Origin of the sequence: Alterinioella nitratireducens, assembly GCF_013155465.1 — a bacterium.
Taxonomy (GTDB): domain Bacteria; phylum Pseudomonadota; class Alphaproteobacteria; order Rhodobacterales; family Rhodobacteraceae; genus Alterinioella; species Alterinioella nitratireducens.
Genome location: NZ_JABJVX010000006.1, coordinates 129936 through 148101, shown reverse-complemented (window position 1 = coordinate 148101; position 18166 = coordinate 129936). Strand labels below are relative to the sequence as shown.

General features: G+C 66.4%; 18 protein-coding genes. 12 read left to right on the top strand and 6 right to left on the bottom strand.

Annotated features, from left to right (window positions below):
• Window positions 1–147 precede the first annotated feature (147 nt).
• Entirely contained in the window at window positions 148–468 is a 321-nt protein-coding gene (gene trxA, locus HNS34_RS11825) for a thioredoxin (protein WP_172320280.1), read from the top strand.
• 163 nt (window positions 469–631) lie between these two features.
• On the opposite strand, the gene HNS34_RS11820 is transcribed toward trxA, so the two are convergent.
• Both HNS34_RS11820 and HNS34_RS11815 read right to left on the bottom strand, forming a co-directional pair.
• On the bottom strand, window positions 632–1945 hold the full coding sequence (locus HNS34_RS11820; protein WP_172320279.1) for an ammonium transporter: 1314 nt from the start codon (window positions 1943–1945) through the stop codon (window positions 632–634).
• Window positions 1946–1965: 20 nt separating this feature from the next.
• Window positions 1966–2304, bottom strand: coding sequence for a P-II family nitrogen regulator (locus HNS34_RS11815; RefSeq protein ID WP_172320278.1), 339 nt, complete (start codon window positions 2302–2304; stop codon window positions 1966–1968).
• A gap of 256 nt (window positions 2305–2560) precedes the next feature.
• On the opposite strand from HNS34_RS11815, the gene HNS34_RS11810 reads away from it, so the two are divergent.
• Window positions 2561–4723 (top strand): transglycosylase domain-containing protein, encoded by a 2163-nt coding sequence (locus HNS34_RS11810; RefSeq protein ID WP_172320277.1) that lies wholly within the window; start codon window positions 2561–2563, stop codon window positions 4721–4723.
• Between the two features lie 65 nt (window positions 4724–4788).
• Here HNS34_RS11810 and HNS34_RS11805 read toward each other — a convergent pair whose 3' ends face one another.
• The 3 genes from HNS34_RS11805 to HNS34_RS11795 form a co-directional block, all read right to left on the bottom strand.
• Complete coding sequence (locus HNS34_RS11805) at window positions 4789–6729, bottom strand: acyltransferase family protein (RefSeq protein WP_172320276.1); 1941 nt, start codon at window positions 6727–6729, stop codon at window positions 4789–4791.
• A 61-nt stretch (window positions 6730–6790) separates the two neighbouring features.
• A complete protein-coding gene (locus HNS34_RS11800) occupies window positions 6791–7402 on the bottom strand; it encodes an MlaC/ttg2D family ABC transporter substrate-binding protein (protein WP_172320275.1) in 612 nt (203 codons plus the stop codon).
• Complete coding sequence (locus HNS34_RS11795; protein ID WP_172320274.1) at window positions 7392–8135, bottom strand: MlaA family lipoprotein; 744 nt, start codon at window positions 8133–8135, stop codon at window positions 7392–7394. The genes HNS34_RS11800 and HNS34_RS11795 overlap by 11 nt, the downstream gene beginning before the upstream one ends.
• 218 nt (window positions 8136–8353) lie before the next feature.
• Here HNS34_RS11795 and HNS34_RS11790 point away from each other — a divergent pair, with 218 nt between their 5' ends.
• The 7 genes from HNS34_RS11790 (at window position 8354) to HNS34_RS11760 (ending at window position 15067) form a co-directional block, all read left to right on the top strand.
• A complete protein-coding gene (locus HNS34_RS11790) occupies window positions 8354–10090 on the top strand; it encodes a type I secretion system permease/ATPase (protein WP_172320273.1) in 1737 nt (578 codons plus the stop codon).
• The gene (locus HNS34_RS11785; protein ID WP_172320272.1) at window positions 10090–11400 is read left to right on the top strand and encodes an HlyD family type I secretion periplasmic adaptor subunit; all 1311 of its coding nucleotides are present in this window, start codon (window positions 10090–10092) and stop codon (window positions 11398–11400) included. Before HNS34_RS11790 ends, HNS34_RS11785 begins: the two co-directional genes overlap by 1 nt.
• Before the next feature lie 74 nt (window positions 11401–11474).
• The gene (locus HNS34_RS11780) at window positions 11475–11936 is read left to right on the top strand and encodes a RidA family protein (RefSeq protein WP_172320271.1); all 462 of its coding nucleotides are present in this window, start codon (window positions 11475–11477) and stop codon (window positions 11934–11936) included.
• Window positions 11933–12685 (top strand): glycerophosphodiester phosphodiesterase family protein, encoded by a 753-nt coding sequence (locus HNS34_RS11775; protein WP_172320270.1) that lies wholly within the window; start codon window positions 11933–11935, stop codon window positions 12683–12685. Before HNS34_RS11780 ends, HNS34_RS11775 begins: the two co-directional genes overlap by 4 nt.
• Before the next feature lie 86 nt (window positions 12686–12771).
• A complete protein-coding gene (locus tag HNS34_RS11770; RefSeq protein WP_172320269.1) occupies window positions 12772–13959 on the top strand; it encodes a GNAT family N-acetyltransferase in 1188 nt (395 codons plus the stop codon).
• Window positions 13956–14255 carry a 4a-hydroxytetrahydrobiopterin dehydratase gene (locus HNS34_RS11765; RefSeq protein WP_172320268.1) on the top strand — a complete coding sequence of 100 codons (300 nt, stop codon included), beginning with the start codon at window positions 13956–13958 and terminating at the stop codon, window positions 14253–14255. Before HNS34_RS11770 ends, HNS34_RS11765 begins: the two co-directional genes overlap by 4 nt.
• A 20-nt stretch (window positions 14256–14275) precedes the next feature.
• The gene (locus HNS34_RS11760) at window positions 14276–15067 is read left to right on the top strand and encodes a mechanosensitive ion channel family protein (RefSeq protein WP_172320267.1); all 792 of its coding nucleotides are present in this window, start codon (window positions 14276–14278) and stop codon (window positions 15065–15067) included.
• Between the two features lie 113 nt (window positions 15068–15180).
• Here the strand turns inward: HNS34_RS11760 and HNS34_RS11755 are convergent, their stop codons facing one another.
• Entirely contained in the window at window positions 15181–15669 is a 489-nt protein-coding gene (locus HNS34_RS11755; RefSeq protein WP_172320266.1) for a peroxiredoxin, read from the bottom strand.
• A gap of 80 nt (window positions 15670–15749) precedes the next feature.
• Here HNS34_RS11755 and HNS34_RS11750 point away from each other — a divergent pair, with 80 nt between their 5' ends.
• The 3 genes from HNS34_RS11750 to HNS34_RS11740 are packed head-to-tail and all read left to right on the top strand — an operon-like array spanning window position 15750 to window position 18164.
• Window positions 15750–16958: an NAD(P)/FAD-dependent oxidoreductase gene (locus tag HNS34_RS11750; RefSeq protein WP_172320265.1), complete on the top strand. Its 1209-nt coding sequence runs from the start codon at window positions 15750–15752 to the stop codon at window positions 16956–16958.
• A complete protein-coding gene (gene rsmD, locus HNS34_RS11745; protein ID WP_172320264.1) occupies window positions 16955–17521 on the top strand; it encodes a 16S rRNA (guanine(966)-N(2))-methyltransferase RsmD in 567 nt (188 codons plus the stop codon). Before HNS34_RS11750 ends, rsmD begins: the two co-directional genes overlap by 4 nt.
• Window positions 17514–18164 (top strand): HAD family hydrolase, encoded by a 651-nt coding sequence (locus HNS34_RS11740; RefSeq protein ID WP_172320263.1) that lies wholly within the window; start codon window positions 17514–17516, stop codon window positions 18162–18164. The genes rsmD and HNS34_RS11740 overlap by 8 nt, the downstream gene beginning before the upstream one ends.
• The last annotated feature ends 2 nt before the right edge of the window (window positions 18165–18166 follow it).

The following is an 18166-nucleotide window of genomic DNA, read 5'->3' as shown; positions in this document are numbered from 1 at the left end:
GTACGGGGGGCACCCCCCTCATTTCGGGCGGAATGTGCCGCCCCGATCACATGATTGCGCAGCCGTGTTTCAGTCGCTTGACCTTGTCCGCCCCCGTGCCTAGGTTTCGCCCCTGACCCGCTCAAAACGCCTCCAGGAGGGCTAGATATGGCCACCATCGCCGTCACCGACGCAACATTTGATAGTGAAGTGAAACAGTCCGACATCCCCGTCGTGGTGGATTTCTGGGCCGAATGGTGCGGCCCCTGCCGCCAGATCGGCCCCGCCCTGGAAGAGATCTCCGAGGAGATGGGCGACAAGATCAAGATCGTGAAGATCAACGTCGACGAAAACCCCAACGCCCCCATGCAACTGGGCGTGCGCGGCATTCCGGCGCTGTTTCTGTTCAAGGGCGGCGAGGTCGTCTCGAACAAGGTCGGCGCGGCCCCCAAGGCGGCGCTGCAAAGCTGGATCGAAGGCGAGATCTGATCTCGTTCGACTGACCGAAAGACATGGGAAACCCCGCGACGGTGTTGGCCGTGGCGGGGTTTTTCATGTGCTGGGGCGCGATGGTGGGCAGAACCGCCCACCCTATGGGGCCCTCGGAACGTGAAGAAGGGCACCCGGCAGGGGTGCCCTTCCATTTGGGTATTCAGGCGTCCGAGAACTCCGGATAGGCCTCCATGCCGAGCTCTGCCATGTCGAGGCCGGTGATCTCGTCCTCCTCATCCACCCGCAGCCCGAAGATGGCGCGGATCACGATGAAGACAGCCAGGCTGACCACGAAGACGAAGGCGCCGATGGCGGCCATGCCCATGATCTGGATGGCGAAGGACGCGGCCGGGTTGGTCCAGGGCACGATCAGGGTGCCCCAGAGGCCCGCCAGAAGGTGCACCGGGATCGCGCCGACCACGTCGTCGATCTTCATCCGGTCAAGGGCCGGAACCGCGAAGACCACGATGGCCCCGCCGACACCGCCGATCAGCAGCGCCTGGAACAGCGACGGCGTCAGCGGCTCGGCGGTGATCGAGACGAGGCCCGCCAGCGCGCCGTTCAGCACCATGGTCAGGTCCGCCTTGCCGAAGATCAGCTGCGTCATGACCAGCGCCACGATCGCCCCCGCGGCCGCCGCCATGTTCGTGTTGGCGAAGATGCGGCTCACGTCGGCCACGTCCGAGATCGTGCCCATGGCAAGCTGCGATGCGCCGTTGAAGCCGAACCAGCCGAGCCACAGGATGAACGTGCCGAGCGTGGCCAGCGCCAGGTTCGAGCCGGGCATCGGGTTGACGCGGCCATCCTTGTACTTGCCAAGCCTCGGCCCGAGCACCAGCACACCGGCCAGCGCCGCGAATCCGCCTGTGGCATGAACCAGGGTCGAGCCCGCGAAATCGGAGAAACCGGCCTCAGCCAACCAGCCGCCGCCCCACTGCCAGGACGCCTCGATCGGGTAGATCAGGCCGGTCAGGACCACGACGAAGGCGAGGAACGGCCAGAGCTTGATGCGCTCGGCCAGGGTGCCGGACACGATCGACGCGGCGGTGGCGGCGAACATCAGCTGAAAGAAGAAGTCCGACCCGGCGGACGCGTAGTCGACCGACGTGCCATCGGCGCCGACGCCCACGGGCTCGAGCGAGGTGACCTGGAAGAGCGGGCCCATGACACCGTCGATCAGCCAGTCGCCGGGATACATGACGCCGTAGCCCACCAGCCAGTACATCACGGCGGCGATGGAGAAGAGGGCGATGTTCTTGGTCAGTTGCATCGCCACGTTCTTGGAGCGGACGAGACCGGCCTCCAGCATGGCAAAACCCGCCGCCATCCAGAAGACGAGGAAGCCGCCGATCAGGAACAGGAGCGTGGTGAGAATATAGCCCACATCCTCGAACGAGGACGGCGCTTCATTGGCGAAGGCGGCGACCGGAAACACGGTCAGCGCGGCGGCCAGGGGGAGGGGTTTCAGTATCATATCGAGGGGTTCCTTGCGCATCAGATCGCGTTCTCATTGGTTTCTCCGGTGCGCACCCGCATGGCCTGCGCCACGTCGAGCACGAAGATCTTGCCATCGCCGATCTTGCCGGTTTCGGCGGTCTTGCGGATGGTCTCGACCGCCTGGTCGGCCAGCCCCTCGGGGACGACAAGTTCCAGCTTGGTCTTGGGCACGTAGTTCACGGCATATTCCGCGCCGCGATAGATCTCGGTATGGCCGGACTGGGCCCCGAAGCCCTTGACCTCCGAGACCATCATGCCGCGCACGCCGATCTCGGTCAGCGCCTCGCGGACCTCCTCCAGCTTGAAAGGTTTGATTGCTGCGATGATGAGTTTCACGCCTTTGCACCTTCTTGTGGTTCATGGACCGCCGGGGTTGGCGGAATGAGGCAAGAAAGAGCGCGGGAGACCGGAAATGGGAATGAAACCGGGCATCGGGCCGGGGCGGATTCGCCCTGAATCGCACAATTTTCGCACCTTTGTGGCAGAACGCCCGAAAAACAGGCAGGTTTGAAATTCCGCGCTGCGGCATCGCCTCTCCACAAAGCGGTCGAAACCGCTTATGGTGACCCAAAATGACGAGCAGGTTTAGAGAATGAGCAATTCGGGAAATCGCGGGCGGCGGGGCCAGGGCGGCAGGCGTCTGGTGGCGGATCGGCGCAACAGCACCACGCCCGCCAAGCCGGCGCAAACACGCAGGCGCAAGACAACGCGGCGCAAGGCCCCCGCCCGGCGCCGCGGCATTCTGGGCTTTTTCGGGCGTGTCTTGCGCTTTGTCTTGCGGCTGATCTTCGGCTTTCTGTGGCGCGGGACGCTGGCGGTTCTGCTGATCCTGGGCGTCGCCACGGCCTATATGTACACGACCCTGCCCCCACTCGGCGAGGTGATCGACGGCCGCCAGCGCGGCTCCGTCACGATGCTGGATCGCGATGGCAATGTCTTTGCCTGGCGCGGCGAGCAGTTCGGCGGCATGGGCGACCCGACCTCGATCTCGCCGCACCTGGTGAATGCCGTGGTGGCGACAGAGGATCGGCGGTTCTATCGCCATTGGGGGATTTCCCCGCGCGGTATCGCGTCCGCCATCCGCATCAACCTGAGCGAAGGGCGCGGGCCGCTGGAGGGGCATGGCGGGTCCACCATCACGCAGCAGGTGGCGAAGCTGATGTGCCTGGGCGTGCAGTACGACGCGGCGGAATGGGAATCCGAGGCCGAGTATGAGGCCGATTGCCGCCGCTCGTCCTTGTGGCGCAAGATCGCCGAGATCCCCTTCTCGCTGGCGATGGAACTGCGCTATACCAAGGACGAGATCCTGACGATCTATCTCAACCGGGCCTATCTGGGGGCCGGCGCCTACGGGGTCGAGGCCGCGATGCAGCGCTATTTCGGCCGTTCCGCGGCCGAGGCGAATCCGCAGCAAAGCGCCATGCTGGCCGGCTTGCTGACGGCGCCCTCGCGTTTTGCGCCCACGACCAACCTGCAACGCAGCCAGGATCGCGCGGCGGTCGTGTTGGGCCTGATGGCGGCCGAGGGCTATCTGACAGAGGCCGAGGCCGAGGCGGCGCGGAATGATCCGGCGGTCCTCTCCGACGCGGCAGAGGCGCGCGCGGGCGGTTATTTCGCCGATTGGATCATGACGCAGGGCCCCGATTTCCTGACCACGGACACGACCGAAGACGTGATCGTGCGCACGACCTTCGACCCGCGCATGCAGGAGGCCGCCGAGGCCGCGCTGGCCGAGGTCTTCGCCAACCAGGCGAGTGAGGGGTCGGATGCGGAGGCGGCCATCGTGGTGATGTCGGCGGATGGATCGGTGCGCGCCATGGTGGGCGGGCGCGAGTCCGGCACCGGCCTCTTCAACCGCGCGACGATGGCGATGCGGCAGACAGGATCGGCCTTCAAGCCCTTTGTCTACGCCACCGCGCTGGACCTGGGCTGGCGCTTCGACGACATGATCATGGATGAGCCGCTGACGATCAACGTGCCGGGCTCCGGCCCCTATTCACCGGTCAATTACGACCGGCGATTCCGGGGGGAGGTGACGTTGACCGCGGCGTTGCAGCATTCGCTGAACATCCCCGCCGTCCGCCTGTCCGAGGCCGTGGGCCGCGATCTCGTGCGCACGGTGGCCTCGCAATTCGGCATCGAAAGCGACCTGGCCGCCGGTCCCGCGCTGGCGCTTGGCGCGTCGGAAAGCACCCTGATCGAGATGACGGGGGCCTATGCGGGGATCCTCAACGGCGGCTCGGCGGTGACGCCCTACGGTCTCATCGACCTGCGCCTTCTTGGCGACAGCGAGCCGATGATCGGGCAGGGCGGCGGTATCCGCGAGCGTGTGATCTCGGAGGCGGCGGCGCGGCAGCTGACCTACATGATGGCGCAGGTCGTGGCCAATGGCACCGGTCGACGCGCGGCGCTGGAGGATCGGCCCGTGGCGGGCAAGACCGGCACCACATCGGCCTTGCGGGATGCCTGGTTCGTCGGGTTCACGGCGGATTACGTCGCCGGTGTCTGGATCGGATATGACGACAACCGGTCCCTCTCCGGCATCACGGGCGGCGGTTTGCCCGCCGAGATCTGGCGCCAGACGATGGAGCGCGTCCATGACGGGTTGCCACCGCGCCCCCTGCCGATGATCGACCCGGTGGCCGAGGCACGCCCGCCCGAGGAGCCGCAGGGCATCCGCCTGCCCGGCAACGAGCCCGGTGAGCCGGACCAGGGCCTTGGCGGGTTCTTGCGGCAGTTGTTGGGCGGCAACTAGGACGGGGAAGGGGACGGCCCGTCGACGGGCCGCTCTCGCGCTCGGTCGACCGAGCGCCTGTCCCGCTAACGTTCGAGGAAGGCGCTCAACTCCGTGTCCTCCAGCATCGCGGCGAACCATGCCAGCCCCGCGGGGCTGAGATGTTGTTCGTCGAAATAGAGGATCGGGCCGGTGGCACCATCGAAGACCGGGCAAGCGCCCCCGGTGCAGACCATCGCGTAGCGGTCGAGGAACTCCGCGCCGCGAGAGGCCGCGCGCGCGGCCAGATCGGCGGAGGTCGCGGCGATGTCGAAGGCGAAACTCTCGGGCCCGAGCGGCGCCAGGGCGCGCAGGGTGGTGCCCGCGAACCCGGCCTCGGTGGCGTGGGTCTCCATCGGGCTGGCGAAGGTCGGGCCGGGGCCGATCACGAGGGTATCGGCATCGACCGCGTCCAGCGTCGCCAGGGTGGCCGAGACGTTTTCATGCTCGCCCTGCCACCAGCGCGCGGCGAGGATCACCGGCGGCAGGGCGCCGCGCGCGGCCAGTGTCTCGATGATCCGATCCAGCGCATCGAAGCACAGCGACCGGCCCCGGATATAGGTGGCGGGCACGCAGGAGGATTGATGCAGCATCGTGACATGCTGGCCCGGATAGGCCATGAGCATGGCGGCCAGCACGTCGCGCCCGTGGCTGTCGCCGATCAGCAGCACGGTGTCCTCGGGGGTCGTTGGGTCGGTCAGGCAGGCAAGCATCGCGTCGGTGCTGGCGATGTCGTCGAAACTGCAATAGCGGGCATTGGGCATGTCGCCCGCGCTGATCCGGTCTTGCAGATCGAGGTAATCCGCGCGGGCCCGGTCGATCTGGGTGATTGTTGCGCGGGTCGTGGACAGCGGCAGGGCCTCGCGCAAGGCCAGCACCGCGGCGGTCGGCAGGGCGAGGCCGATGGCGGCGATCACGGCCAGGGTGAGCGTGCCGTGGCGCAGGATCGCGCGGCTTTCGCGGAACCCTGACCCGGTGCGCACCGGCGTCTCGGCAAAGCGGTAGATCAGGTGGCCAAGCAGGATCGAGACCGGGATCGCGACGGTCAGGATGCCTTCGGATTGGTTCATCTCGGAGGGCGTGATCGCCACCATCAGCGGCCAGTGAATGAGGTAGATCGCGTAGGAGCGCTGCCCGACCCATTGCATCCAGCGCCACGACAGCATCAGGCGCAGCGGGTCGCGCGGGGATTCGGGCGCGATCAGGATGATCAGCGTGCCCAGGACGGGCAGCCCCGCGCCAAGGCCCGGAAAAGGACCGCCGGCATAGGCGAGGATCATCCAGAAGATCAGCGCGAGGCCCGCGCCGCGCAGGAGCGGGCCGGCGAAGGGAAGCGCAAGCCGGGGCAGCAGGGCGACAACACCGCCCGCCGCGAATTCCCAGAACCGGGGCGGAGTGGCATAGAAGGCCCAGTTGGCATTGCCCGCGCGGATCAGGATCTCGGAATAGGCCAGCGATGCTGCGGAAATCGCGATGAGCCCGAGGATGGTGGCGTCGCGCCCGAACCGGTGAAGGATCATCAGCAGTGGCGGCATGATCAGGTAGAATTGCCATTCCAGCGACAGCGACCAGGTGTGCAAGAGCAGGTTGGTATCGCTGGCGCGGGCGAAATAGCCGGCCTCGGAAGCGAACTGGTAGTTGGAATAGAAGAACCCGGCGCTCAGGAAATGACCCGCGAAATCGGCGAAGGCCCCGTCGCCCTTGAGGATCAGCGCGGCGACCAGGGCGAAGGCCAGCACCGGCACCATCGCGGGCAGGAGGCGGCGGGCGCGGCGCAGCCAGAAGCGCAGCGGCGCGAACCCGCCCGCATCCAGCCCGATCATGATCTGTTGCGTGATCAGGTAGCCCGAGAGGACAAGGAACACGTCGACGCCGATGAACCCGCCCGCGACATCGTTATAGCCCGCGTGGTAGCCAAGCACCGCCAGCACCGCGATGGCGCGCAGCCCGTCGAGCTCATGACGATAGGCGATCGGGGCGGCGCTCATCTTTGGGCGGGTCCGGGACAGGGGAGGGCATGGCCCTCGACGGGATGCGCGGGCCGAAGGGTCAGCTTGCGTTGCGCAGATCGGCGATCATGGCGTCGATATTGCCGCCGTTGCGGTCCAGCATCGCGCCGATCTCCTGCCGTTCGGTGGTTTGCAGGTTGATGCCCTCGATCACCAGGTTGAAGAACTTGAGCTGCCCCGAACCGCTGGAGACCAGCCAGATCACCTCGAACGGGGCCTCGTTGCGCAGGTTGGCGGTGGTCGTCACCTCGATGAAATTGCGGATCTGGCGCGCGCCGGTGATCTCGAACGTGCCGCCGATCAACTCCTGGAAGCGGCTGCCGTATTTGCGGGCGATATAGCTGCGAAAGGCGGTGATGAAGTCGCTGCGCTGCGCGTTCGAGGCCCGTCGCCAATCGACGCCCATCACGGTCTGCGCGATGATCGGCAGGTCGGCATAGCGGTTCAGCAGGGTTTCGAAATCCGAATAGAGTTGGCTGGTGGAGCGGCCCGCATTGATCAGCGCATAGAGATCGACCAGCAGTGCATCGACCAGCGCGCGCGCGGCGTTCACGGATTGCGCGATGAGTTGCGTGGGCATCGCGGCCAGCGCCGCGGCACCGCCCATCAGGCCCAGGAAGGCACGGCGGGTCGGGGTGATCTTATTGAGCATAGGGATCCTCATACGTATCGGTATAGGGGTCGAAATAGTCGTCCTGCGCCTCGCCGCGCAGCTCGAACCGGCGGTTGGACAGATACAGGATGCGTGCGGCGGCATAGCCATCGGCGCTTTCATAGTAGAGCTCGTCGATGGTGTCGGAAAAGCGGTAGCGCGTGTTGAGCGCGCCGCCAATGCCCGCGGCCGTGGCATAATAGCTTTCGGGCGGCTCGACGAAGAAGCGCACCGGGTTCATGGCGCGATCGACGACAAAGCCCACCGTGTCGCGGCTGGTGGAGGGGCCCAGGACCGGCAGCACCACATAGGCCCCTTCGGGCGCGCCCCAGACATGCAGCGTCTCGCCGAAATCGGTGGCCTCTGCGTGCAGGCCGATCCCCGAGGCCGGATCCAGCAAACCGCCGAGACCAACGGTGGAGTTGATCGCGAAGCGGAACGTGTTGGCCAGCGCGTCGTCAATGCGCAGTTGCAACAGGTTGTTCAGCACGTAGCGCGGCTGATCAAGGTTGTCGGCGAAATTGCCGATGCCCTGGCGCACCGGTTCCGGCACCGCATTGCCCGCCCCCACCGACAGGGGCCGCACGATGGCGCGGTCAACGGCGACGTTGAAGGCATGAACCTCGCGGTTCTGTACCTCGGAGGGGTCGTTGATGACACCCTCGCCGGGCAGCGTGGCGGGGCCGCAGGCCGCAAGACCTGCCAGAAACGTCGCGGCAAGGGCCGTCTTCATGTGTCGAACTGGACCGGAATGAAACAATGGAGTATCCGTCAATGCTTTCGTAGGTTAATCGGGTTAGGCCGTTACACCGTAGGATGCGGGGACAACGCCAGAGCCGAATCCACCCGGCCCGCATTTCAGGTATAGTGTGTGGCAGGGCTGTCAACAACCGGCGGGGAATGGCCCGCCACAAGGGGCGGGAGACCGCCCTTGGGGGAATGAGCGGGACGATGACGTCAATCGGTGTGACGCCTTCACAGGAGCTGCGCGAGGTGCGGCGCAGGAATTCCGGGCTGCTTTGGGCGGTATTTATCTTCAGCATGTTCACCAACCTGCTGATGCTGACCGGCCCGCTGTTCATGTTGCAGGTCTATGACCGGGTGCTCGGGTCCGGCTCCGAGGAGACGTTGTTGGCGCTGTCGCTCCTGGTGACGTTCCTGTTCCTGATGATGGGCCTGCTGGATTACGCGCGGGGCCGCGTTGCGGCGCGCGTCGGGGCGCGGTTCCAGGACCAGATGGACAGCCGCGTGTTCCGGGCCGCGCTGACACAGGCCGCGCGCCGCGGGGGCGCGCAGACCGGGCTGGCGGATCTGGAGTCGATCCAGAAACTGATGGCCTCGCCCATCTTCCTGGCGATCTTCGACATGCCGTGGACGCCCGTTTTCCTGGCCGCGATCTTCATCTTCCACCCCTGGCTCGGCTGGCTGGCGATGGGGGGCGGCGTGCTCCTGGTTCTGATTGCGCTGCTCAACCAGGCGCGGTCGGCGCAGCCGCTGGCCGAGGCGCAGGGTGCGGCGCTGCATGCCGACCGGATGGCCACGCGGCTGCAATCGGACAGTGAGCTTCTGCGCTCGCTCGGGATGCAGGGCGCGGCGCTGTCAAGGTGGCAGAAACTGCGCGCGCAGGCCCTGGGGCGGGGCATGGAGGCGTCGGATCGGGTCGGCGGCTACACCACCCTGACCAAGACGCTGCGGCTGTTCCTGCAATCGGCGATGCTCGGCCTCGGGGCGTGGCTGGTGCTGCGCGGCGAATTGTCGGCGGGCGCGATGATCGCGGGCTCGATCCTTCTGGGCCGCGCGCTGGCCCCGATCGAGATGGTGATCGGCCAATGGCAGAGCGTCGCGCGCGCCCGCACCGGATGGCGCAGGTTGCAGGAGCTTCTGACCTTTGTGCGCCCCGAACCTGTCCGCCTGCCGCTGCCGCGCCCGAACGCGCTGTTGGAGGTCAACCAGTTGTCGGTGGTGCCGCCGGGCGCGCAACAGGCCACGCTGCGCGGGGTGACGTTCAAGGTGCTGCCGGGGCAGGCCGTGGGCGTGATCGGCACATCGGGGGCGGGGAAATCCACGCTGGCCCGTGCGCTCACCGGGGTCTGGCCACCCGCCGGGGGGCAGGTGCGGCTGGATGGCGCAACGCTGGACCAATATGACCCCGATATCCTGGGCCGCCTGATCGGCTACCTGCCGCAGAGCGTGACCCTGTTCGATGGCACCCTGGCCGAGAATATCGCCCGGCTGGACGAGGATCCGGACCCCGAAAACGTCGTCGCCGCCGCGCGCAAGGCCGCCGCCGACCGGATGATCCGCGAACAGGTCAACGGCTATGACACGCGGATGTCCTCTGATGGCGGGCGGCTCTCGGGCGGGCAGATCCAGCGGGTCGGCCTGGCCCGCGCGCTTTATGGCGATCCGGTCCTGCTGGTGCTGGATGAACCGAACTCGAACCTCGACCATGAGGGCAGCGAGGCCCTGAACACCGCGATCCGCACCATGAAGGCCGAGGGCAAATCGGTCCTGATCATGGCCCACCGTCCCGCCGCGATTGCCGAATGCGACATGCTTCTGGTGCTGGATGGCGGCCTGCCCAAGGCGTTCGGGCCGCGTGACGAGGTGCTGCGCAAGGTGCTGTCCAATCATGATCAGGTGACCGGCCCGAATGGTGAGGGACCAAGACCGGGGGGGATAAGCTGATGTCAGGGGATACGCCGCAAAAGGCCTGGTCGGTGCGCTGGCCGATGCTTCTGGGGATGGCGACGCTCTTGCTGCTGGTCGGTGGCTTCGGGGCCTGGTCCATGTTCTCGAACATCGCGGGCGCGATCGTGGCACCGGGCCAGATCGAGGTCGACCAGAACCGGCAGGCGGTGCAACACCCCGAGGGGGGCGTCGTCGCCGCGCTGATGGTCGATGAGGGGCAGTTGGTGGCCGAGGGCGATATCATGCTGCGCCTCGACGGCTCGGTCATCCAGTCCAACCTGGCCGTGGTCAACGCGCAATATGCCGAATGGCGCGCCCGCCGTGCCCGGCTTGTGGCCGAACGCGACGGGCTGGAGGAGGTGGTGTTCCCCGCCGATGTCGTGGAGGCCGCCGAGGGCAATGACGACCTGCGCGAGGTGCTGGAGGGGCAGCGCAACCTCTTCGAGGCGCGTCGTGAGACATTGGCGCAGGAGATCGACCAGTTGGGCCGCCGCGCCGATCAGATCCGGGCGCAGATCGGCGGGATCGCCGCACAGCGTGTCGCATTGGAGGAACAGCAGGACCTGGTCACCGAGGAACTTGTCAACGTGCAGAACCTGGTCGATCGCGGCCTCACCGAGGCCACCCGCGCGCTGTCCCTGCGGCGCGAGAATGCGCGGCTTCTGGGCACTCTCGGAGAGCTTGAGGCCAGCGCCGCCGAGTCCGAGGGGCGGATCACCGAGATCGAGCTGGCGATCTTGCAATTGCAGACCACCCGCCGCGAGGAAGCCATCGCCGAGCTGCGCGAGGTCCGGGTGCAGGAGGCCGAACTGGCCGAACGCCAGCGCGCGCTGTCGCGGCAATTGTCCGAGATGGAGGTCCGCGCGCCCGTGGGCGGCATCGTCTACGGCCTCCGCGTCTTCGGCACGCGCTCGGTGGTGCAGGCCGCCGAACCGGTGCTGTTCCTGGTGCCGCAGGATCGCCCGCTGGTGATCTCGGCGCGCATCAGCCCGACCAATGTCGATGAGGTCTATGTCGGCCAGACCGTCGTGCTGCGCTTTCCGGTCTTCGACGCCCGCACCACGCCGGAACTGGCGGGCCGTGTCAGCCAGGTTTCGGCCGATGCCTTCACCGACGAGACCACCGGCGTCAGCTATTTCGAAGTCGAGATCGTCTTGAGCGACGGCGAGATCGACCGGCTGGAGGGTGAGACCCTGCTGCCCGGTATGCCGGTCGAGGCCTATATCCGCACCCAGGACCGCACCCCGATGGCCTATCTGCTGCGCCCGCTGACGGATTATTTCAACCGCGCCTTCCGGGAAAGCTGATCGGCGCTTTTCAGCACCGGGCCCGCGGGGTAACGTGGCCGCAACTTTCGCAACGCAGCCGAGGTGTCTGAGAAATGAGCCAGTTTGAATCCCGTCTCGCCGATATGGGCGTGACCCTGCCCGACGCCCCCGCGCCCGCCGCCAATTACGTGCCCTCGGTACGGGTGGGCGACATGCTCTATGTCTCGGGCCAGGTCTCGATGGGGCCGGACGGGTTCATCACCGGCAAGCTCGGGGCCGATATGGAAACCAACGAGGGCGCGCAGGCCGCGCGGACCTGCGCGATCAGCCTGCTGGCGCAGGTCAAGGCCGCCTGCGACGGCGACCTGGACCGGTTGCAACGCGTCGTGAAGCTGACCGGCTTCGTCAACTCGACGCCCGAGTTCGGCGAACAGCCCGCCGTCATCAATGGCGCCTCGGATTTCCTGGCCGAGGCCCTGGGCGATGCCGGGCGGCACAGCCGATCCGCCGTGTCCGCCGTGTCGCTGCCCTTCGGCGTTGCCGTCGAAATCGAAGGCATTTTCCAGATCTCATGACATTGCGCCAGCGCTTCCTCGAACGGCCGATCGCGCATCGCGGTCTGCATGATGCCGGCGCGGGACGCCCGGAAAACGGCCTGAGCGCGATCCAGGTTGCGGTCGATGCGGGCTATGGCGTCGAGATCGACCTGCAACTGTCCTCGGACGGGGTGCCGATGGTGTTCCACGACCATGAGCTTGAGCGCATGACCGGCATGCGGGGTGAAATCTCGGATATGCCCGCCGAGGACCTGGTGCAAATCCCGCTGCGCGGCACCGACCGGCCGATCCCGACGCTGCACGCCGCCTTGCAGGTCGTCGAGGGGCGGGTGCCGCTGCTGATCGAGATCAAGGACCAGTCCCGCGTCATGGGCGAGGTCGATGGCGTGCTGGAACGCGCCGTGGCCGAGATGCTGGACCATTATGCCGGCCCCGTCGCGGTGATGAGCTTCAACCCCCATTCCATCGCTGCGATGGCCGAGGCCGCCCCCGACGTGACCCGTGGCCTTGTCACCGGCGGCTACGATCACCCGGCCTGGGCGCCCCTGGGTGAGGCACGCCTGGAGCAGCTGCGCGCGATTGCCGATTTCGACCGGGTCGGGGCCAGCTTCATCAGCCATGACAAGGACGACCTGGACGATCAGGCGGTGCAGGAGCTGCGCGGGCGCGGCGTGCCGGTCCTATGCTGGACCGTGACCTCGCCCGAGGAAGCGGATGACGTGCGCGGCAAGGCCGATAACATCACCTTCGAGGGCTTTCGCCCCTGACGCGCCGTGCGATCGCTGCGCATTGATCCTGCCGCGATCCGCCCCATCTGTTTCCTGACCAGCCCTTGCACAGGACCGCAGCCGAGATGGATGGCGAAACACAACTTGAGGTGACGGCCCATGCCAGCCTGGCCGATATCGACCCGGTCGATTGGGATGCCTGCGCCTGCCCCGAGGCGGCGGATGGCCCTCCGACCGACCCGTTTACCACCTATCGGTTTCTCTTCGCGCTGGAGCAATCCGGTTCCGTCGGACCCGGCACCGGCTGGCAGCCGCATTACCTGCTGGTGCGGGCGGGGGGCGAGGTCATTGCCGCGGCCCCGCTTTACGCCAAGGGGCACAGCCAGGGCGAATACATCTTCGACCACAACTGGGCCCATGCGTTCGAGCGCGCGGGCGGGCAATATTACCCCAAGCTGCAAGTCGCGGTCCCCTTCACTCCTGCCACCGGGCGCCGGTTCCTGACCCGTCCGGGATGGGAGGATGCGGGCCGTGCGGGGCTGGTTCAGGGCGCTGTGCAGGTGGCGGAGAATGGCGGGCTCTCTTCGGTTCATGTCACCTTCTGCACCGAGGAAGAGGCCGAGCGCGGCGCGCAGATGGGCCTCCTGCATCGCATCACGCAGCAGTTTCACTGGATGAACCGGGGCTATGCCGATTTCGACGGGTTCCTGGCCAGCCTCGCCTCGCGCAAGCGCAAGGCGATCCGGCGCGAGAGGCGGCAGGCGCAGGCGTTCGGAGGCGAGATCGTCAACCTGACCGGCGATGACCTGCGGCCAGAGCACTGGGATGCGTTCTGGACCTTCTACCAGGATACCGGCGCGCGCAAATGGGGGCAGCCTTACCTGACGCGCAGATTCTTCGACATCGTTCAGGAGACGATGCGCGACGATGTGCTTCTGGTGCTGGCGTTGCGCGACGGGCATCCGATCGCGGGCGCGCTCAACTTCATCGGGCGCGACGCGCTTTTCGGCCGCTACTGGGGCTGCATCGAGCATCACCCCTGCCTGCATTTCGAGCTGTGCTATTATCAGGCCATCGACGCCGCCATCGCGTGCGGTCTGTCCCGTGTCGAGGCCGGTGCGCAGGGCGATCACAAGCTGGCGCGCGGCTATCTGCCGGTGGCCACCCATTCGCTGCACTGGCTGGCCGATCCCGGCTTCTCGGAGGCGGTGGCGAATTACCTTGAGGCGGAACGCGACGCGATGGAGGACGAGATCGAGGTGCTCACCTCCTACGGGCCGTTTCGCAAACCGGATGTGGAGGAACAGGAATGAGCGACAAGTTGAGCGACGAGGAGCGCAAGGAGGATCTGGCCCCGCTGCTGCAAAACGGATGGGATATGGTCGACGGGCGCGATGCCATCACCAAGCGGTTCACCTTCCGCAATTTCGTCGATGCGTTCGGCTGGATGACCCGCGCGGCGATCTGGTCCGAGAAGTGGAACCACCATCCCGAATGGTCCAATATCTACAAACATGTGGACGTCACCCTTGCCAGCCATGACGTGGACGGGTTAAGCGCCCGCGACGTAAAGCTGGCGCGCAAGATGGACGCGCTGGCCGAAAAATAGGCCAACAGGAGACGCGACCCATGGATCAGGAGTTCTTCATCGCGCTGGCGATCAACGCGATCACGGCCCTTGTCATCGCCATCGTGGCGCTGTGGTTCAGCGGGTGGGTGCGCACGCGCATCGTCAAGCTGTCGGAGCGCAACGCGCGCTTTGACCGGACGCTGGCGCATTTCCTGGGCTCGGTCGCGCGCTACGCGATCCTGGCGCTGGCGGTTGTCTTCATCCTGGGCCGGTTCGGCATCCAGACAACCTCGCTGGCCGCGATCATCGGTGCCGCGGGCCTCGCCATCGGGCTGGCGCTGCAAGGCTCGCTGTCGAACCTCGCCGCCGGGGTGCTGCTGGTGGCGCTGCGGCCCTTCAAGGCGGGCGACTACATCAGCGCGGGCGGCGAAAGCGGCACGGTCGATGAGATCACGCTGTTCAATACCGAGATGACGACGCCCGACAACGTCAAGATCATCGTGCCAAATGGCGATATCTTCTCGTCCGCGATCACCAACTATTCGCATTACGACAAACGCCGTTGCGACCTGGTTTTCGGCGTGTCCTATGACACCGACCTGAAACAGGCCGAAACCGCGATCCTGTCCTGCATCACCGCCGACCCGCGCGCCCATCAGGAGCCGGAGCCCTTCGTCAAGGTCTCGAATCTCGGCGACAGCTCGGTCGATTTCACCGTGCGCGTGTGGTGCGATGCCAGCGATTACTGGGGCCTCAAGTTCGACCTTACCCGCGCCGTGAAAGAGGCCTTCGACGCGGGCGGCATCGACATTCCGTTCCCGACCCAGACCCAGATCAACGTCGAGGCGTAGGGGCGAAACAGCCTCGTTGTAGGTTCCAATGCCGGACCCTCAATTGGTCGGGTATTGCGGTAACGACAAGAAAATGGCACCTGTTCTGGTGCCATTTTCGTTCAAGACTTAACTCACATCTGTTCGGCCAGCGCCTCGCCGCCCGAGCGGTCGCAGACGCCGGGGCCGTCCTCGATGTTCAGCACTGTCACCTCGCCGTCTTCCACCAGCATGGAAAACCGTTGCGACCGGTCATAGAGGCCAGCAGGCGGGGCGGTGAAGTCGAGGCCGAGCGCCTTGATGAAGCCCGCGCCGGGATCGGCCAGCATGGTGATGCCCGCATCCGCCGCACCCGTCGCCTCGCCCCAGGCCTTCATCACGAAGGGGTCGTTGACCGAGACGCAGATCACCTCCTCGACGCCCTTGGCGGCAAGGGCCGCCTGCGCGCGCATGAAACTGGGCACATGCGCGGTGGAACAGACGCCGGTATAGGCGCCGGGCAGGCCGAAGATGACAACCTTGCGGCCCTTCACAAGCGGCCCGAGCGCGACCTCTTCCGGGCCGTCCGCGCCCAAGCGCATCAAGTTGGCGTCGGGCAGGGTGGAGCCTTTGGCAACTGTCATGTTTTATCCTTTCGGGAAATGGTGCATATGGTCATCAACTTAGGGCTGAAGCCATCATAGGCACGGGGTCGGGGAAAGCTATGTCTCATATTGTGGTTATCGGGGCCGGGCAGGCCGGATCGTCGCTGGTCGCGAAACTGCGCAGCGAGGGGTTCGAGGGGGAGATAACGCTGATCGGTGAGGAACCCACGCCGCCCTATCAGCGCCCGCCACTGTCCAAGAAATACCTGACCGGCGAGATGGACCTTGAGCGTCTGTTCCTGCGCCCCTCGGCCTATTACGCCGACAACAATATCGAGCTTCTGCTGAGCAGCGCCGCCAAATCCATCGACCCGGAGGCCAGGACCGTGACCGTGGGCGACCGCAAGATTCCCTATGACCAGCTTGCCCTGACCACCGGGTCGATCCCTCGTCGCCTGCCCGATGCGATCGGTGGCGGGCTGAAGGGCGTGCATGTGGTGCGTGGGCTGGCGGATGTCGATGCGATGGCGCCCGGTGTCGCGACGGGCAAGCGCGTGCTGATCGTCGGCGGTGGCTATATCGGGCTGGAGGCGGCCTCGGTCTGCGCCAAGATGGGCATGACGGTCACGCTGGTCGAGATGGCCGAGCGTATCCTGCAACGCGTGGCCTGCCCCGAAACCTCGGCCTATTTCCGCGACCTGCACCGCGCCCACGGCGTCGATATCCGCGAGGGCGTCGGGCTGGACCGGCTGGTGGGTGAGGACCACGTCACCGGCGCGGTGCTGTCGGACGGCACCAAGCTGGCGCTCGACATGGTCATCGTCGGTGTCGGCATCGCACCCGCGACGGAGCTGGCGGAGGAGGCAGGCTTGGTAGTTGAGAACGGTATCCGCACCGATGCGCAGGGGCGCACCTCCGATCCGTCGATCTGGGCCGCGGGCGATTGCGCCTCGCTGATTTACAAGGGCAACCGGATCCGGCTGGAATCGGTGCAGAACGCGATTGATCAGGCGGAATGCGTGGCCAGCAACATGTTGGGGGCAGGGAAGGATTATGCGCCCCACCCGTGGTTCTGGTCCGATCAGTATGATGTGAAATTGCAGATTGCCGGACTGAACACGGGCTATGATCGCGTCGTGGTCCGGCCCGGTGAGGGCCAGACAGTGTCGCATTGGTATTACGCGGGCGACACGCTGCTGGCGGTCGACGCGATGAACGATCCGCGCGCCTACATGGTGGGCAAGCGGCTGCTGGAGGCCGGGAAAAGCCCCGCGGCGGAGGTTGTGGCGGACCCGGAGACCGAGCTCAAGGCGCTGCTGCGGCCGTGAGGATCATCGCGGGCCGCAACCGGGGCAAGGCGCTGGCCTCGGTCGGCAAGGGCGATGCCAGGGCGCATCTGAGGCCGACCAGCGACCGGGTGCGCGAGAGCCTCTTCAACCTGCTTCTGAATGGCGGCTACGGCGATCCGGTGACCGGCGCGCGGGTGCTGGATCTTTTCGCAGGCACCGGCGCGTTGGGGCTGGAGGCGCTGTCGCGTGGCGCAGGCTTTGTCTGCTTCGTCGATGACGGCATGGCGGCACGGGCGCTCTTGCGCGAGAATATCGGGCTGTGTCAGGCGCAAGGCGTGTCCAAGGTTTTCCGCCGCGACGCGACCCGGTTGGGCGAGGCGCAGCAACCGGCCTTCGACCTGATCTTCCTCGACCCGCCCTATGGCAAGGGCCTGGGGGAAAAGGCGCTGGCCTCGGCGCTGGCGGGGGGCTGGATCGCGCCCGATGCGTTGATCGTCTGGGAGGAGAGCGGCCCGCCGGTCCTGCCTGAAGGGTGCGACTTGCTGGACCAGCGCCGCTATGGCGACACGGTGATCACGATCGCGGGGCTGTCGGATGGGTAGGCCGGAGCTGGTGATCTTCGATTGCGACGGCGTGCTGGTCGATAGCGAGGTGATCGCGGTGCGGGTTCTGGTCGCCAACCTGGCGCGGCACGGCCTGGCGCTGACGGAGGCAGACGCGCACGCGATGTTCGTTGGCGGAACGATGGCCAATAATGCCGAGGTGGCGCGCGCGGCGGGGGCCGACCTGGGGCCGGATTGGGTGGCGGGCATCTATGCCGAGATTTACGCCGCCCTGCGTGACGGGACGCCGGTGACAAAGGGCGTGCCGGAGTTGCTTGACCGGCTGGACACGGCCCGCGTGCCTTATTGCGTCGCGTCCAATGGCAGCGAAGAAAAGATGCAGATAACGCTTGGCCAGACGGGTCTTTGGCATCGGTTTCAGGGCGCGGTGTTCTCGGCCCATACGCTTGGCGTGGCCAAGCCCGACCCACGATTGTTCCTGACCGCGGCGGGGGATGTCCCGCCCGAAACCTGCGTCGTGATCGAGGACAGCCCGACCGGCGTGCGCGCCGCGATTGCCGCTAGAATGCGCTGCCTGGCATACGCACCCGAGGGCGATGGCGTCGCGTTGGCGGGGCTTGGGGCGGAGGTCTTCACGTCAATGACGGATCTGCCGGAAATGCTGCACCTGACACGGGCCTGAGC

Excerpts from the sequence above, each read along its gene's own strand:
- trxA (WP_172320280.1), top strand. The coding sequence starts at position 148 with ATGGCCACCATCGCCGTCACCGACGCAACATTTGATAGTGAAGTGAAA.
- HNS34_RS11820 (WP_172320279.1), bottom strand. The coding sequence starts at position 1,945 with ATGATACTGAAACCCCTCCCCCTGGCCGCCGCGCTGACCGTGTTTCCG.
- HNS34_RS11810 (WP_172320277.1), top strand. The coding sequence starts at position 2,561 with ATGAGCAATTCGGGAAATCGCGGGCGGCGGGGCCAGGGCGGCAGGCGT.
- HNS34_RS11805 (WP_172320276.1), bottom strand. The coding sequence starts at position 6,729 with ATGAGCGCCGCCCCGATCGCCTATCGTCATGAGCTCGACGGGCTGCGC.
- HNS34_RS11800 (WP_172320275.1), bottom strand. The coding sequence starts at position 7,402 with ATGCTCAATAAGATCACCCCGACCCGCCGTGCCTTCCTGGGCCTGATG.
- HNS34_RS11795 (WP_172320274.1), bottom strand. The coding sequence starts at position 8,135 with ATGAAGACGGCCCTTGCCGCGACGTTTCTGGCAGGTCTTGCGGCCTGC.
- HNS34_RS11790 (WP_172320273.1), top strand. The coding sequence starts at position 8,354 with ATGACGTCAATCGGTGTGACGCCTTCACAGGAGCTGCGCGAGGTGCGG.
- HNS34_RS11785 (WP_172320272.1), top strand. The coding sequence starts at position 10,090 with ATGTCAGGGGATACGCCGCAAAAGGCCTGGTCGGTGCGCTGGCCGATG.
- HNS34_RS11780 (WP_172320271.1), top strand. The coding sequence starts at position 11,475 with ATGAGCCAGTTTGAATCCCGTCTCGCCGATATGGGCGTGACCCTGCCC.
- HNS34_RS11775 (WP_172320270.1), top strand. The coding sequence starts at position 11,933 with ATGACATTGCGCCAGCGCTTCCTCGAACGGCCGATCGCGCATCGCGGT.
- HNS34_RS11770 (WP_172320269.1), top strand. The coding sequence starts at position 12,772 with ATGGATGGCGAAACACAACTTGAGGTGACGGCCCATGCCAGCCTGGCC.
- HNS34_RS11765 (WP_172320268.1), top strand. The coding sequence starts at position 13,956 with ATGAGCGACAAGTTGAGCGACGAGGAGCGCAAGGAGGATCTGGCCCCG.
- HNS34_RS11760 (WP_172320267.1), top strand. The coding sequence starts at position 14,276 with ATGGATCAGGAGTTCTTCATCGCGCTGGCGATCAACGCGATCACGGCC.
- HNS34_RS11755 (WP_172320266.1), bottom strand. The coding sequence starts at position 15,669 with ATGACAGTTGCCAAAGGCTCCACCCTGCCCGACGCCAACTTGATGCGC.
- HNS34_RS11750 (WP_172320265.1), top strand. The coding sequence starts at position 15,750 with ATGTCTCATATTGTGGTTATCGGGGCCGGGCAGGCCGGATCGTCGCTG.
- HNS34_RS11740 (WP_172320263.1), top strand. The coding sequence starts at position 17,514 with ATGGGTAGGCCGGAGCTGGTGATCTTCGATTGCGACGGCGTGCTGGTC.